The organism is Arthrobacter sp. zg-Y1116, assembly GCF_024385485.1.
Lineage (GTDB): Bacteria > Actinomycetota > Actinomycetes > Actinomycetales > Micrococcaceae > Arthrobacter_B.
Genome location: NZ_JANFLR010000001.1, coordinates 753,833 through 767,256 on the forward strand (window position 1 = coordinate 753,833; position 13,424 = coordinate 767,256).

Here is a 13,424-nt window from a genome sequence, read left to right on the forward strand (position 1 = left end):
GACTTTTCCGCATGGAAGAAACCACGCAGGAAAAGCCTGCCTCCAAACTCAAGCAGGGCATCACCGGCCCCATGCTGTATCTGTTCATCCTCGGCGACGTACTTGGTGCGGGTATCTATGCACTGGTGGGCGAGGTTTCGGGCCAGGTGGGCGGTGCCATCTGGGTGCCGCTGCTGGTTGCCCTGGTGCTTGCGCTGCTGACCGCCGCCTCCTACGCCGAGCTGGTGACGAAGTACCCGAAGGCCGGCGGCGCCGCGGTGTTCGCCCAGCGTGCCTTCAAAGTGCCGGCCATTTCGTTCCTGGTCGGTTTCGCCATGCTCGCCGCCGGCGTGACCAGTGCGGCCGGACTGGCACTGGCATTCACCGGCGACTACCTGAGTCCGTTCCTGGACGTCCCCCCGGTCCCCGCCGCCATCGTGTTCCTTTTGCTGGTGGCGCTGCTGAACGCCCGCGGCATTACGGAATCGGTGCGCAGCAACGTGGTCATGACCATTATCGAGCTCTCCGGGCTGGTCCTGGTGATCGTGCTGGTGGGCCTCATGCTGGGTAAGGGCGAAGGCTTCACGGAGCAGATCACCCAGTTCCCGGTAGGCGTGAATCCGGGCACGGCGGTCCTCGCCGCGTCGGTGATTGCCTACTACTCCTTCGTGGGCTTCGAAGTCTCTGCCAACATCGCCGAGGAAGTCCGGGACGTCCGCCGGGTGTACCCGAAAGCCATCTTCGCGGCGATGCTCACCGCAGGCTTCGTCTACGTCCTGATCGGACTGGCTGCATCCATTGCCCTGCCCACCGAAGACCTTGCCGGGTCCTCTGGACCGCTGCTCGACGTCGTCAGCGCCACCGGCTTCGGTATTCCGGACTGGCTCTTCAGCCTGGTGGCCCTGGTCGCCGTGGCCAACGGTGCCCTGCTGACCATGATCATGTCCTCGCGGCTGACCTACGGCATGTCGGAACAGGGCCTGCTTCCCGCCGTCTTCGGCCGGGTGCTGCCCAACCGGAAGACCCCGTGGGTGGCCATCATCGCCACCACCGCCGTCGCCATGATCCTGACCATGACCGGCGGACTGGCGTCGCTGGCCGAGACCGTGGTCCTCCTGCTGCTCTTCGTCTTCCTGAGCACCAACGTCGCCGTGATTGTGCTGCGCAAGGACAAGGTGGAGGAGAAGCACTTCCAGGCTCCGATTGTGATGCCGTACCTCGCTATCGCCTCCTGCCTGCTGCTCCTGACCCAGCAGGACGGCACCGTCTGGCTGCGGGCCGGCGCGCTGATGGCCATCGGGCTGCTGTTGTTCGGAGCCCGGTTCCTGGCCAAGGGCAAGAACCTCGGCGCCAAGGGCCGCCGCGGTGCGGGCAGGTCGAAGGAAAGCAGCACCGAAACCACGCAGGAGCGGTAGGCGCCAAACTCTCGATCCGGGAATCCTCCGGCCGCGCCCCGCACGCAAAACCGCCCCGGACCAGCTGGTCCGGGGCGGTTTCACTTCAGGTGACCGGCCGGGCCGTTCCCTCCGGTGCCAGCAGCCATGACACGACCACGTCGCCGAGCATGGACCGGAGATGCCCGCTCAGCGGCGCGGCGTGCAGGTCCCTGCCGAAGAGATAGCCGAAGGTGTACTGGTTCGCCACCTGGAAAACGCAGTACGCACTAATGAGCAGGTGCACGTCAAAGGCGTCCACGTCATGGCGGAACACTCCCTCGCTTTGCCCTCGGGTGAGGATCTCGTCCAGCATGCCGACGGCCGGCTCCACAATCTCGCGCATTGATTCAATCTGCCGGATGAAGACGCCCCGGTGGATGTTCTCAATCATGACCAGCCGAATGAAATCGCTGTTGCGGACATGGTGGTCATAGGTCAGTTCGGCGAGTTGGCGGATGGCTTCGGTAGGTTCCAGGCTGCAAACCTGGATGGCGCGCTCGGCCTCACGGATACCGCTGTACGCCTTCTTGAGCACCGCGAGGTAGAGCTGTTCCTTGCTGCCGAAGTAGTAGTAGATCATCCGCTTCGTGGTGCGGGTCCGGTCCGCAATTTCATCCACGCGCGCCCCGGAGTATCCCTGGGCGGCGAAAACCTCGGTCGATACCGCGAGGATCTCGGCTCGTGTGCGCTCGGGGTCGCGCTTTCGCAGTGTCTCGTGCTGCTGCACGGAATGGCTGGTGATAAGTTCACCGTCTTTCATCTCAATTATGGCCCGTGTGCCAATAGGCGGCGTGGATTATCGATCATCATGGTTGCGAGGACCGTTTCATTCAGCCCCAGTTCCCGCAGCCGCGGCAACACCCGGGTATGCACGTTTTCCATGTGCCAGTTCGGCACGGCGCGCTCGCGCCATGACGGCGGGGTGATCCTGCTGAAGAAAGCCGCGTCATGCGAGAGCACAATCTGATCAGCGTACCCGCGGCTAAGGAGCGCCCAGAGCACCCGGAACCGTTGCGCGTCGGAGACCACGTGATCCATCCCGAACCGGTCGAATCCCAGGAAGGATCCGGAATCGGCAAGGGCCATCAGATAGTCCAGGTCCCCGGAATCCCCTGCGTGGCCAATCACCACGCGGTCCAGCGGCACTCCCAGCCGGGCCAGCAGCCGCTGCTGGTCTAGGCCGCCGCGGGATGGTGCATGTGAGTGCGTGGTCACCGGCACCCCGGTCTCGAGATGTGCCTGCGCAGCCGCCGCGAACACACGTTCCACGTCGGGGGTGATCCCCTCTGCGTCGGAGAAGACTTTCAGCATGCCCGCCCGAATGTCCGTGCCGGCTATTCCCTCCCGGATATCCCGAAGGAAGAGCTCAACAAGCGGATCTGCCGAGTCCACCAGCCCGCCGGGACCATGGGTCCGGAAGAACTGCGGCAACCCGTCGGCGGTGTAGTAACCAGTGGCTGCCACCAGCCGCACCGGGCTGCGCCGCGCCACACGCAGCACGCGTGCAACGTCGCGGCCCAGCCCGGGCACTGTGAGGTCGACGACGGTGCGCACCCCGAGCGCGTAAAGCCGCTCGAAACCCGCTACGGCCTTCTCAACCGCCTGCTCCTCATCCCATTCGGGATGGGGCAGGTTGAGGTCGAGTTCGGGATGCCCTACAAAAACGTGCTCGTGGATGAGGGTTGTCCCGAGCTCATCCGCTGGGATGTCCCCGGTGAAGGTTGGCACGGTGCGCGCCGCCGTCGTCGACCCCACGCCGGTTAGTCAGCCGTAGCTCGGATTGCCTCGAACACTGCCAGGGAGTCTCCGCTGTACTCCCCTTCCAGGTACTCAAGGGCTTCACTGCGGAAGGAGTCCACGTCAACGTCCTCGACGATTTCCCAGGCACCGTCGGCCTTCCACTGGGCCAGTGTTTCGGCTTCGTCCTCCTCAACGCAGGCCGTAACCTCCGTGACGGCCTTCTCCACGGCGGCGTTCACTGCCTCCTGCTGTTCTTCCGAGAGCTCGTTCCAGACCGGCCCCGCAATAATGAGGTTCGTGTTGAGCTGGTGGTTGGTCATGCTCAAGTAATCCTGCACCTCGGCAAGGTTCTGCGCCTTGATGTTGGTGATCGGGTTTTCCTGACCGTCCACGGTGCCCTGCTGGAGCGCGAGGTACAGCTCTTCATAGGCCACCTCGGTGGCGGATGCACCCAGGGCTTCTGCGTTCATCAGGAACTGGGGTGAACCGGGGAAACGGATCCGCAGTCCCTCAAGGTCGGCAGGTTCGGTGACGGGCTTGTTGGCAGTGAACTGCCGGGCCCCGGCGGACCACGCGCCCAGGGTCTGGACCCCTGCGGCATCCGCGAAACCGTCAATCACGGTCTGCGATTCGTCGCTGGCCATAAAGGCGGCAAGGTGGTCCGCGTCCTCGAAGACGTAGGCGGCGTCAAGGACACTGATGGGCTCGTAGACCGATCCCAGGGCTGAAGCCCCCTGGATATCGATGTCGACGTCCCCGGAGGCGACTGAGGAGATACGGTCCGCGTCGCCGCCAAGCTGGCTGGACGGGAAGATTTCCACCGACACCCCGACGTCTGCCGCCGCTACCTCGTCAGCGATGACCTGGGCTCCGCAGCGGTGCTGCGGCTGGTCCTCGTTATAGCTGTGGGCAAGGGTGAGCTCGATTTCCTCTCCGCCCCCGCTTCCTCCGTCGGATTCCGTATTGCCGCCCGAGCAGCCCACCAGCATCATTGCCGGCAACACAGCCAGGGCGGCCAGGGCCAGGTGCTTGCTTCGTTGTACTTTCATGGTTGTTCCTCTCATCGGTTGTGCGTGTCTGTTGCTTTGGGGTTCATCGGTTTAGAGACCCAACAGGCCTGGAAGTACCTGCAGGGCCTGCGGGAACGCGACAATCAGCGCCAGGATCACCAGGAACGGGATGGTGAACGGCAGGGATCCGCGGAAGACTTCGCCGATCCGGGTCCTGGACACCGCAGAGGTAACGAAAAGAACCGTTCCCACCGGAGGCGTCAGCAGGCCGATCATGAGGGCGATAATCAGCAGCACACCGAAGGAAATCGGGTCCACCCCGTACTGCACCGCGATCGGCATCAGGATGGGGACCACGAGTACCAGGATTGCGGTGGCGTCAATGACGGTGCCGAGCACCAGTGCCAGCAGGACCACCAGGATCAGGAAGACCGTGGGGTTGTCGGTGAAGCCGAACATCGCCTCCGTCAGCATCTGCGGCAGCCGCTCCCGCGCAAGGATGTAGCCCAGGAGGGACGCGCTGGCGACAATCAGCATGATGCCCGAGGTGGTGAGGACGGTTTCCCGGATGGCGGCAAGCAGTCCTGCCAGCGAAAGGCTGCGCTGAACGATTCCCAGCAGGAGCATGTACATCACGCCCACGGCGGCGGCTTCGGTGGGGGTGAAGACGCCGCCGAGGATGCCGCCGAGGATGATGATCGGCGCCAGCAGGGGCAGTGCCACGCCTTTGAGCGAGGCGGTGAACTCGGCCTTGTCGAAGGTACCCCGGACGATGTTGGGCTGCCGCCGCACCAGGACAAAGACAACGATGCAGAGCCCGAGGGTCATGGCCAATGCCGGCAGCACGGAGGCTGCGAACAGGGCACCGGTGGAAACGGCAGCCAGCCCCGAGAAGATGACCGCCGGAATGCTCGGCGGCATAACCGGCGCGATGAGCGACGACGACGCCACGACACCGGTAGCGAAGCGGCGGCTGTACCCGTTGCGGAGCATGGCCGGGATTTCCACCTTGCCCAGCGCTGCGGCGTCTGCGACGGCTGATCCGCTCATCCAGGAGAAGCCGAGGCTGACGCCCACACTCACGTAGCCGAGGTTGCCGCGCACGGAGGCAAAAGCGGCCATCGCGAAGCGGAACAGTCGGTCGGCTATTCCGGCGTGGTTGGCAAGGGCTCCGAGCAGGATAAAGAGGGGCACGGCCAGCAGCGGGAAGCTGTCGGCTGCGTTGGCTACCTCGCGCAGCGCACTCCCCGGAGAGCGGCCGTTCATCATCATGTACACCAGTGACGGGCCGAGGAACGCGATTGCCACGGGGACACGGATGATGAGGAGTACGGCAATGGCGAGACCGAGGAAGGCGAGCATCACAGGACTGCCTCCGTACCCTCGTCGGTGTCGTATTCCGTGAGCATCGGCCCGTTCCTGGCGACGAGTACGGCGGCGATCAATGCCCTGATCGCGAGGCTTATGACTCCGATAAGCACCGGGATGTAGACCCAGGACATGGGAACACCCAGCACAGGAGATTTGATGATCTGCTGCGAGTCAATGAGTGCGAATGCCTCGATGGTCAGTCCGATTCCGGTAGCTGCAACTACCAGCAGCGCAACCACCTGGGCCCAGCGCACCACCATCTGGTTGGGGATGGCATCCACGATTTCCAGTGCGATATGCCCGTTGGTGCTGACCAGAACGCCTGCTGCCGCGAAGGTCAGCCAGATGAGCGCAAAGCGGGCCAGTTCGCCGGTCCAGGCGAAACCCCCTCCGGGCAGGTAGCGCTGCAGCGCCTGCAGGAACACCATGGCCAGGATGGTGATGAGCGAGACTGCTCCGATAACTACTTCAATGCGGGTGATGACCGCCGCGATTCTTCCCCACCGCCCCTGTTCTCCGGGTGGTGGCTTCTGCTTGTCCGGCACTTGACTCCTTCGTCAACAACGTCGGCAGCCCTGCCGATCGTTTGTAACTTACTAGTTAATACATTGTGAGACAACTCACGTTTTGGTAACCACCGGCACCACCCCGGCACGCAGAAGCGCCCCGGACCAATTGGTCCGGGGCGCTTCCGGTGTGCGTGGCTCTACAGAGCGCTAACGGTTACTCGTGCAGGTCGTCGTCGTAGTCCTTGCCGGCGTGCTGCTGGCGCAGCTTCCGACCCTCGGCAATGTCCTTCTCTTCCTGCTCCTGGCGCTTCTCCGTCTGGCGGGTGTCACGCGGCGGAAGCTGCACGGATTCCTCGGCCTGGATGCCGGCCTGCAGCTCACGGCCGCGCTCCACCTCGGCATCGAACTCCGCACCGAAGAGCAGGGACAGATTGGCCAGCCAGATCCACAGCAGCAGCACGATCACGCCGCCGATGGCACCGTAGGTCGCGTTGTAGTTGCCGAAGTTTGCAACGTAGAAGCTGAAGCCAAGGGTCACGATCGCCAGGATCACGAGGGCAATCAGCGAGCCCATGCTCATCCAGCGGAACTTGGGCTGCTTGACGTTCGGGGTGGCGTAGTAGAGGACTGCGATGATCAGCACGGCGAAGATCACCATGACCGGCCACTTGGCGATGTTCCAGATGGTTACCGCTTCACTGCCCAGGCCGATGACATTGCCGATGGCTTCGGCGATCGGGCCGGAAATCACCAGCATCAGCAGCAGCGCGGCCGCCATCAGGACCAGGACCAGGGTCACGAGCAGCTGCGTGGGAAGCAGCTTCCAGGCGGGCCGGCCTTCCTCGACTTCGTAAATCCGGTTCAGGGAACGGCCAAACGCCTTCACGAAGCCGGAGGCGGACCAGAGGGCGCCCAAAATACCGATAATCAGCGTGAGGCCGGCAGCGCTGGAGGAGGTCAGCTGCTCAATGGGTCCTTCGATGACCTTGGCGGCGTCTTCGGGCGCAAACTGCTTAACGAAGTCCAGCAGGGCATTGGTGGTGCTCTCGCCCTGTCCCACGATTCCCAGGATGGAGACCATGGCCAGCAGCGCCGGGAAGATCGCCAGGACGGTGTAATAGGTCAGGGCCGCGGCAAGGTCGGTGCACTGGTCCTTGGAGAATTCACGGAGCGTCTTCTTGAGGATGTATTTCCAACTGGGCTTGGATACCTCGGTGGGTTTATCGGGCTTACTGGCATCGTCCGGACTGGGTGCGGTCTCGGCTTTGCTGTTGGTGTCCTGTGCCACTGCGGCCTCCTGCTGGGATGGATGTTCAGCCCCCATCGTATTAGTAAGCGTTCTTACCAACAAAGGGATCCCGCTCCGCACCCGGATCCGCGGAACTCAGCGGATCCGGTAATAGTCCATCAGGACGGCCTCTTCGCCGGAGCTGAGCGGGTTCTCCGGATTGGCACCGGGCGAGTGCGCCACCTGGTCCCTGGAGTAGTTCACGAAGATGTCCTGGCCGTCGCGGCGGGCACCGGCCAGCGGAACATAGTGTTCCTGGGGTTCGAACAGGCCCAGGTCAACCGAGATCCAGACCGGCTCTGCGGTGGCGCGGTCCAGGTGCACTTCACCCACCAGCCCCAGCCGCTCGCCGTCTTTCGCCCAAACGCTGGAGCCCTGGATTTCGTGGAGCGTGAATGCATCCGCCATCTTCTCGTCCCTTCGCCGGCCCGGCCGAACTGCCGGGGTTCTTATTGCCGCCCGGCGCAAGCCCTGCTGTCAACACCTGCGGGCGGACCGTCCGGCGGGGAACGGGGAAGTCAGCGCGGCTCGCCGTCGACGGCGTTTTCCTCCCGTTCGGCGAAGACCTCTTCACCGGGGCCGGAGAAGTTCACCCGGCGCTCCACGGCATCGATGCTTCCGGTGAAGAACTGCGAGTCGCTGGTGTCCTCGTTGCGGGGAACCGACGCGGCACGCGGGCCGCTGTGCACCGCGCTGCCGGCGGGACGGACTTCTTCCCAGCGCTGGCGCGGCAGGGCATCCGGATGCCATTCCTGGAGATAGGCGACCATGCTTTCGCGGATGAGGCAGCGCAGGTCGAACAGGGTGCCGCTGTCCACGGCGCTGACGAGGATGCGGATCCGCACCAGGCCCTTCACGGCGTCCGTCACCTGCAGCACGCTGGTGCGCTGGTCCCACAGATCGGTGTCCGCGAGGATTTCCTTCAGCAGGGTGCGCAGGTCCCCCACCGGCACACGCCAGTCCAGGTCCAATTCCACCGTGCCCAGGATGTCCGACTGGCGGCGGGTCCAGTTCTGGAACGGCGTGGTGGTGAAGTAGGTGGAGGGCAGGATCAGGCGGCGGTCGTCCCAGATGTGGAGCACCACGTACGTCATGGTGATTTCCTCGATGGTGCCCCACTCGCCTTCCACCACGACGACGTCGTCCACCCGGATCGCGTCGGTGAAGGCCAGCTGCATGCCGGCAAAGACATTGGTCAGCGTCCCCTGCACGGCGAGGCCGGCCACAATGGACAGCACGCCGGCGGAGGCGAGGATGCCGGCACCGAGTGCGCGGACCTCGGGGATAGTCAGCAGCACGCAGGCAACGCCAATGGTGATCAGCACGGCTATGCCCACCCGCCGGCCAAGGATCACCTGGGTCTTCAAGCGCCGCAGCCGGCGGTTGTCCCGGGTGTCCGTGCTGTACTTCGTGAGGATCATGGCCTCGATCACCAGCAGCAGGACCACGCCCAGCCACGCCACGGCCCCGATCAGTCCCAGCACCAGCACGTAATCCACAGCCGGCAGCCACGAGGCACCGGCAGCGGTCGCTCCGAGGGCAATCCGCGCGCCGATCAGCGAGAGCCCCAGCCGCAGCGGGTTCCGGGCGTTGACGGAGATCTCCCGGATACCCGGCGTCTTGCGGAAGGCCCGGTGGACCACTTCCCGCAGGATCCGGGCCACGATCAGGGCCACACCCACTGCCACCAGCACGGCAAAGAGCGGTTTAAAGCTGACAGCAAGCGAGAGCAGGTCTTCCATACCTTCGATCATTGCAAACAGCCGTGGGTGGCTGTCCAATCAGGCCCCGCGGCGGGATCGGGCGGAGCCTGCCCGCCGGGCGGTTAAACAGCGGACACCCCGGAGGATTCCGGGGTGTCCGCTGCGCCTTCCGGGGAAGGCGGAGGTAACGGGTCCTACTTTGCCTCGTCGGCCGCCGTTGCGGCGTCGGCGATCATCGGCACCACGTTGTCCAGGGCGTAGGGGATGCTGAGCACGTTGATGGCCGAGGTGGAGAAGACGCGCGTCGGGTCGGCGTCGGCCACGAGGCCGCCGTTCTTCACAGCGGGGATCTGCCCCAGCAGCGGGTCGGAGGCAATGCTGTCGGCTACCTCTTCGCTGGCCACCCAGCTGACAAAGATGTCGGAATCCAGCTGGTTGAGGTTTTCATCCGACCAGGGGATGTAGAACTCGTCGCCCTTGGTGTTCTCCGCTACCACCGGTGCCATGGTGAGGCCCAGGGATTCCATGAACTTGGGGCGGTTGTCCAGCGCGGTGTAGACGGAGTTCTCCGCACCCGGGGCGAGGTTGCCGTAGATGAAGGACTTGCCCTCGAGCTGCGGGTATTCGGCCGCCTTGTCGGTGATGGCCTGTTCGGTGTCTGCCACCAGCTGCTCGGCTTCGTCGCTCTTGCCGAGCGCTTCGCCGATCATGGTGGCGGTGTCCTGCCACGAGGTGCCCCAGGCGGTTTCGGGGTAGGCCACCACGGGAGCGATCTTGCTCAGCTTGTCGTAGTCCTCCTGGGACAAGCCGGAGTACGCGGCGAGGATGACGTCGGGGTCGGTGGCGGCGACGTCGTCGAAGGCAATGCCGTCAGCCTCGGAGTACTGCACCGGAGCGTTTTCCGATCCGATGGATGCATCCAGGTCTTCGAGTGCCTCGTCAATCCAAGGAGTGGTGCCCTGGTCATTGCCGCCGAATTCGATCAGCGGCATCCCCACGGGAACCACGTCCAGTGCCAGCGCGGTTTCGGCGTTGGCCCAGGCCACGGCGGCTACCCGCTCGGGAACCCCTTCAATGGTGGTCTCGCCGAAGGCATGCTTGATGGTCACGGGAAACTGGTCTTCCGCAGCTGCAGCACTGCCGGAGGATTCGTTTTCCCCCGCGGCACCGGTGGAGCAGGCGGAAAGGGACAGAACGGCGACGGCGGCCGCAGCGGCAACGCGGCGCATCCGGGACAGGGCCATGTGGGGCTCCTTGGATCACTAAACGAACGGAACGGACCCAGCGGTCGCGGATCCAAAAGTAAGGTTAGCCTAGGTTTTCCCTAATTACGCAACGCTAACCTTTCGTAATCCATCCGGGGGTCTGGAAATGCCTCCGGGCCCGGTGTCCGCCGCCTGTTTCAGGCCTTCGCGCGGGCCAGCCGGCGCAGGTCGACGGCCGGGTCCTGCAGCTGCGCCGGGTCGAGGATCCGGCCGGATTCAATGAGCTTCCGGGCCGCCCGGACAGCGGTTCCGCCGTCAACGGCGGCCGCTCCCGCCAGCGCTCCGTCCAGGCCCAGCCGGAACACCATAAATCCGGAGCCGGGCTCGCCGCGGAGCACGGTCCGCCCCGGGACGGCCATGCTGCCGGCCACTTCCAGGTGCACGCCGTAGCGGTCGGACCAGAACCAGTCCGCGGTGCCGGCGGGAGGTTCGGCGCCGAGCATTCCGGCAGCGGCCGCTTCGCCGGTGCGGCGGGCGGCATCCCAGTGTTCATAGCGGCGGCCGGGCACGCCGTCGGGGCCGAGGCGGCGGGAGGAATCACCGGCGGCGAAAATACGCGGATGGGTGGTGCGGCCGGATGCATCCACCAGCAGGCCGCCGTCCACGGCGAGTCCTGCGGCTTCGGCGAGCGCCGTTTCGGGCTCGCTGCCCGCGGCGACCAGGACGGCGGTGCCGGCCAGGCTGCCTCCGTCCGCCAGTTCCACCCGCAGGGAGTTTCCGTCCGGGAAGATCGCTGCCGCCGCACCCCGCACATACCCTGTCCCGTGCACAGCGTGGAGGTGGTGCAGGTAACCGGCCATGGCGGGGCCCACGGCCTGTGCGAACGGCAGTTCGGCGGGATCCACCAACGTGACGCCGGCTCCCAGCGCGCGGGCCGTTCCCGCCACCTCGGCGCCGACCAGTCCCGCGCCGAGGATCACCAGGTGGGCGCCGGCAGCCAGGTGCCCCTGCAGGGCACGGGCATCGTCGGCACTGCGCAGGGTGAAGACTCCGGGCAGGTCCATGCCGGGCAGCGGCAGCCGGCGGGCCCGGGCGCCGGTGGCGAGCAGGACGACGTCGGCGGCGAGGTCCCTGCCCGAGGCCAACGCGAGGACTGGCGCCTCGGTGCCGTTCCCGGCGTCGAGCTTGTCCACGGCGTCGGCGAGCACCGTAATGCCGTTGTCTTCGTACCACTGTTCCGGGGCGAGCTGCAGGCGGAGCCGGTCCAGGGTTCCGGCGAGGAAGGCCTTGCTCAGCGGCGGCCGGTCATAGGGCAGCCCGGCGGGGTCCACCAGGAAGAGGGTGCCGGCGTAGCCGCGCCGCCGGAGTTCACGGACGGCGCTGAAGCCGGCGATTCCGCCGCCCACTACAGCAATGGACGCGGGGGCTGCAGGGGCCGTCAAACGTTGAGGGGGCTCTCGTTCGGGTAGAGCCACACGGCTCCGTCGCGCACATCAACGCGGTGCGCCTTGGTGTTGATGAGTGCCGGCAGGCACAGGGCTTCACCGGTGCGGAGGCAGAACCGTGCGGAGTGGACGGGGCATTCCACCTCGTCCCCTTCGATCCACCCGTCGGCAAGGGAGGCATCCTCATGCGTGCAGGTGTCATTGAGCGCATAAAAGCGTCCGTTGTCGCTGTGGAACACGGCGATATCGTCCGAGGTGCCCGCCGTTTCTGCGTCCACGGTCAGGGCTTCGCCCTCGTCTATCTCGTCAACATCGGCAACGCGGATACCCTCGCTCATGCCCTTCCTTCCCCGGCACCAGGCCAATAACGTGCTGCTCTTAGGTCAACACGTTACCCCGGCAGCGGAGGCTCGGAGGCCGCCGCCAGCGGGGAGCCGTTCTGCTGCACCCCGGCCAGGGGCGGCGTGCCGGAAGGCCGCTGCTGCTTGCCATGCTCCAGGCCGCGGATGAGCGCAATCAGCTCCGATCGCAGCTCCGGACCGATTCCGGCCGTGGAATCGTCCTGCTCCAGGTTTTCGGCGTCCGCCAGCAGTTTCTGTCCGCGCTCGGAGATGGCCATCCATCGTCCGGAGCGGCCGACGGTCTCCGCCGACACCTCTTCCACGAGACCTTGCGCGGCCATACTCACCAGCGCCGTGCCCAGGGTCTGCGCGGTGACGCGCAGGCGTCTGGCCAGCTCCGCGCGCCGCATGGGCCCCTCCGCCAGGAGCACGCGCAGCACCGTCACGCGCTCCTGGGTCAGCCCCACGGCGCGGAGCTTGTTATCTACTTCTCGTCTTACCAGTCTTGCAGCCGTTGAGAGCAGCCGCACGGGTTCCCAGTCCCCCTCGTTCTGCATCTTCCTGCTTCCCTGATACGTCATTGGTAGGCGGTCCTGCTCCGCTGAAACAATCAGTGTGCTTACTATTTCAACGGCAAAGAGGGGGTACTTGTCAAGCCGGGCGAAGTTAGCGGGCGGCCCACTGGCGGAACGCCCGGACCGTGTCACCCCCGCCTTCGATGCTCACATTGGCCGCCGCGCGCCTTCCCATGGCATGCAGGGCGAGATCCACCACGTCTCCGGAAATCAGCACCGACGGGGTGCCGCCCTTGACCCGGCGCCGGCCGGAACCGGGCGCTGCCAGCTCCACGCCCACCGGGCTGCCGCGGTAGCCCATCCGGGCCATGAGGCCCAGCTGCTTCCACAGGGCCTGCTGCTCCCCTGCGGGAAGTTCCCGCGGCGCTGCCGCTGCTCCCCCGCGGCGGATGTCCTCGTGGTGGATGACGTATTCCACCAGGTTCGCCGCATCCAGCCGGAACGGTGAAAAACGGGCCGGACCGGCGGCGAACCGGTCCACCAATGCGGCATAGCCTTCGGGGGTGCCCGCGGCGGCGGCCTCGATCCCCAGCTGCTTTTCCTGCCCCGGCTTGGACCGTTGCACCGCATCGGCGGCAATCTTCCAGGGCGCGTGCTCACGAAGCACCAGATGGGCCAGCAGCCGGCGCACATCCCATCCCTCACACAGCGTCGGCGCCAGCGGATCCGCCTCCCGCAGCGTCCGGACCAATTCCGCGCGTTCCGTCTCCACCCATGCCATGTCGATCTCCTTCACGTTGAACCCCTGCCGGTTTTCTCCCTTTTCCGGGAGCTTCCCTCCGGCTTTACGGCCTGCGGCCAACATTAGCCACCGCACCCCCT

The 13,424-nt window shown here is 65.6% G+C and carries 14 protein-coding genes; 1 reads left to right on the top strand and 13 read right to left on the bottom strand.

The window, feature by feature from the left end; translation table 11 throughout:
• Nucleotides 1–11: 11 nt before the first annotated feature.
• Nucleotides 12–1,394: an APC family permease gene (locus NNX34_RS03495; protein ID WP_255765133.1), complete on the top strand. Its 1,383-nt coding sequence runs from the start codon at nt 12–14 to the stop codon at nt 1,392–1,394.
• Between the two features lie 85 nt (nt 1,395–1,479).
• Here the strand turns inward: NNX34_RS03495 and NNX34_RS03500 are convergent, their stop codons facing one another.
• From NNX34_RS03500 to NNX34_RS03560, 13 genes are all read right to left on the bottom strand, one after another.
• Nucleotides 1,480–2,175, bottom strand: a complete 696-nt coding sequence (locus tag NNX34_RS03500) for a TetR/AcrR family transcriptional regulator (protein WP_255765134.1) — start codon at nt 2,173–2,175, stop codon at nt 1,480–1,482.
• Nucleotides 2,176–2,180: 5 nt separating this feature from the next.
• Nucleotides 2,181–3,143 carry a phosphotriesterase-related protein gene (locus NNX34_RS03505; RefSeq protein WP_255765135.1) on the bottom strand — a complete coding sequence of 321 codons (963 nt, stop codon included), beginning with the start codon at nt 3,141–3,143 and terminating at the stop codon, nt 2,181–2,183.
• Nucleotides 3,144–3,175: 32 nt separating this feature from the next.
• Nucleotides 3,176–4,204 carry a DctP family TRAP transporter solute-binding subunit gene (locus NNX34_RS03510; protein WP_255765136.1) on the bottom strand — a complete coding sequence of 343 codons (1,029 nt, stop codon included), beginning with the start codon at nt 4,202–4,204 and terminating at the stop codon, nt 3,176–3,178.
• A 51-nt stretch (nt 4,205–4,255) separates the two neighbouring features.
• Nucleotides 4,256–5,527, bottom strand: a complete 1,272-nt coding sequence (locus NNX34_RS03515) for a TRAP transporter large permease (protein ID WP_255765137.1) — start codon at nt 5,525–5,527, stop codon at nt 4,256–4,258.
• A complete protein-coding gene (locus tag NNX34_RS03520; RefSeq protein WP_255765138.1) occupies nt 5,527–6,081 on the bottom strand; it encodes a TRAP transporter small permease in 555 nt (184 codons plus the stop codon). The genes NNX34_RS03515 and NNX34_RS03520 overlap by 1 nt, the downstream gene beginning before the upstream one ends.
• A gap of 178 nt (nt 6,082–6,259) precedes the next feature.
• Entirely contained in the window at nt 6,260–7,369 is a 1,110-nt protein-coding gene (locus NNX34_RS03525) for a YihY/virulence factor BrkB family protein (protein WP_255765139.1), read from the bottom strand.
• Between the two features lie 60 nt (nt 7,370–7,429).
• Nucleotides 7,430–7,741: a PRC-barrel domain-containing protein gene (locus NNX34_RS03530; RefSeq protein WP_255765140.1), complete on the bottom strand. Its 312-nt coding sequence runs from the start codon at nt 7,739–7,741 to the stop codon at nt 7,430–7,432.
• 110 nt (nt 7,742–7,851) lie between these two features.
• Entirely contained in the window at nt 7,852–9,087 is a 1,236-nt protein-coding gene (locus NNX34_RS03535) for a mechanosensitive ion channel family protein (protein WP_255765141.1), read from the bottom strand.
• A 143-nt stretch (nt 9,088–9,230) separates the two neighbouring features.
• Nucleotides 9,231–10,280 carry an iron-siderophore ABC transporter substrate-binding protein gene (locus NNX34_RS03540; RefSeq protein WP_255765142.1) on the bottom strand — a complete coding sequence of 350 codons (1,050 nt, stop codon included), beginning with the start codon at nt 10,278–10,280 and terminating at the stop codon, nt 9,231–9,233.
• A 158-nt stretch (nt 10,281–10,438) separates the two neighbouring features.
• Nucleotides 10,439–11,647 carry an FAD-dependent oxidoreductase gene (locus tag NNX34_RS03545; RefSeq protein WP_255765143.1) on the bottom strand — a complete coding sequence of 403 codons (1,209 nt, stop codon included), beginning with the start codon at nt 11,645–11,647 and terminating at the stop codon, nt 10,439–10,441.
• A 32-nt stretch (nt 11,648–11,679) separates the two neighbouring features.
• Nucleotides 11,680–12,024 carry a bifunctional 3-phenylpropionate/cinnamic acid dioxygenase ferredoxin subunit gene (locus tag NNX34_RS03550; protein WP_255765144.1) on the bottom strand — a complete coding sequence of 115 codons (345 nt, stop codon included), beginning with the start codon at nt 12,022–12,024 and terminating at the stop codon, nt 11,680–11,682.
• 53 nt (nt 12,025–12,077) lie between these two features.
• Nucleotides 12,078–12,494: a helix-turn-helix domain-containing protein gene (locus NNX34_RS03555; protein WP_255765145.1), complete on the bottom strand. Its 417-nt coding sequence runs from the start codon at nt 12,492–12,494 to the stop codon at nt 12,078–12,080.
• Between the two features lie 199 nt (nt 12,495–12,693).
• Nucleotides 12,694–13,323: a TIGR03085 family metal-binding protein gene (locus tag NNX34_RS03560; protein ID WP_255765146.1), complete on the bottom strand. Its 630-nt coding sequence runs from the start codon at nt 13,321–13,323 to the stop codon at nt 12,694–12,696.
• Nucleotides 13,324–13,424: the final 101 nt, after the last annotated feature.

Coding starts and splice junctions, on each gene's coding strand:
- NNX34_RS03495 (WP_255765133.1), top strand. CDS start 12: ATGGAAGAAACCACGCAGGAAAAGCCTGCCTCCAAACTCAAGCAGGGC.
- NNX34_RS03500 (WP_255765134.1), bottom strand. CDS start 2,175: ATGAAAGACGGTGAACTTATCACCAGCCATTCCGTGCAGCAGCACGAG.
- NNX34_RS03510 (WP_255765136.1), bottom strand. CDS start 4,204: ATGAAAGTACAACGAAGCAAGCACCTGGCCCTGGCCGCCCTGGCTGTG.
- NNX34_RS03515 (WP_255765137.1), bottom strand. CDS start 5,527: ATGCTCGCCTTCCTCGGTCTCGCCATTGCCGTACTCCTCATCATCCGT.
- NNX34_RS03525 (WP_255765139.1), bottom strand. CDS start 7,369: ATGGGGGCTGAACATCCATCCCAGCAGGAGGCCGCAGTGGCACAGGAC.
- NNX34_RS03530 (WP_255765140.1), bottom strand. CDS start 7,741: ATGGCGGATGCATTCACGCTCCACGAAATCCAGGGCTCCAGCGTTTGG.
- NNX34_RS03535 (WP_255765141.1), bottom strand. CDS start 9,087: ATGATCGAAGGTATGGAAGACCTGCTCTCGCTTGCTGTCAGCTTTAAA.
- NNX34_RS03540 (WP_255765142.1), bottom strand. CDS start 10,280: ATGGCCCTGTCCCGGATGCGCCGCGTTGCCGCTGCGGCCGCCGTCGCC.
- NNX34_RS03550 (WP_255765144.1), bottom strand. CDS start 12,024: ATGAGCGAGGGTATCCGCGTTGCCGATGTTGACGAGATAGACGAGGGC.
- NNX34_RS03560 (WP_255765146.1), bottom strand. CDS start 13,323: ATGGCATGGGTGGAGACGGAACGCGCGGAATTGGTCCGGACGCTGCGG.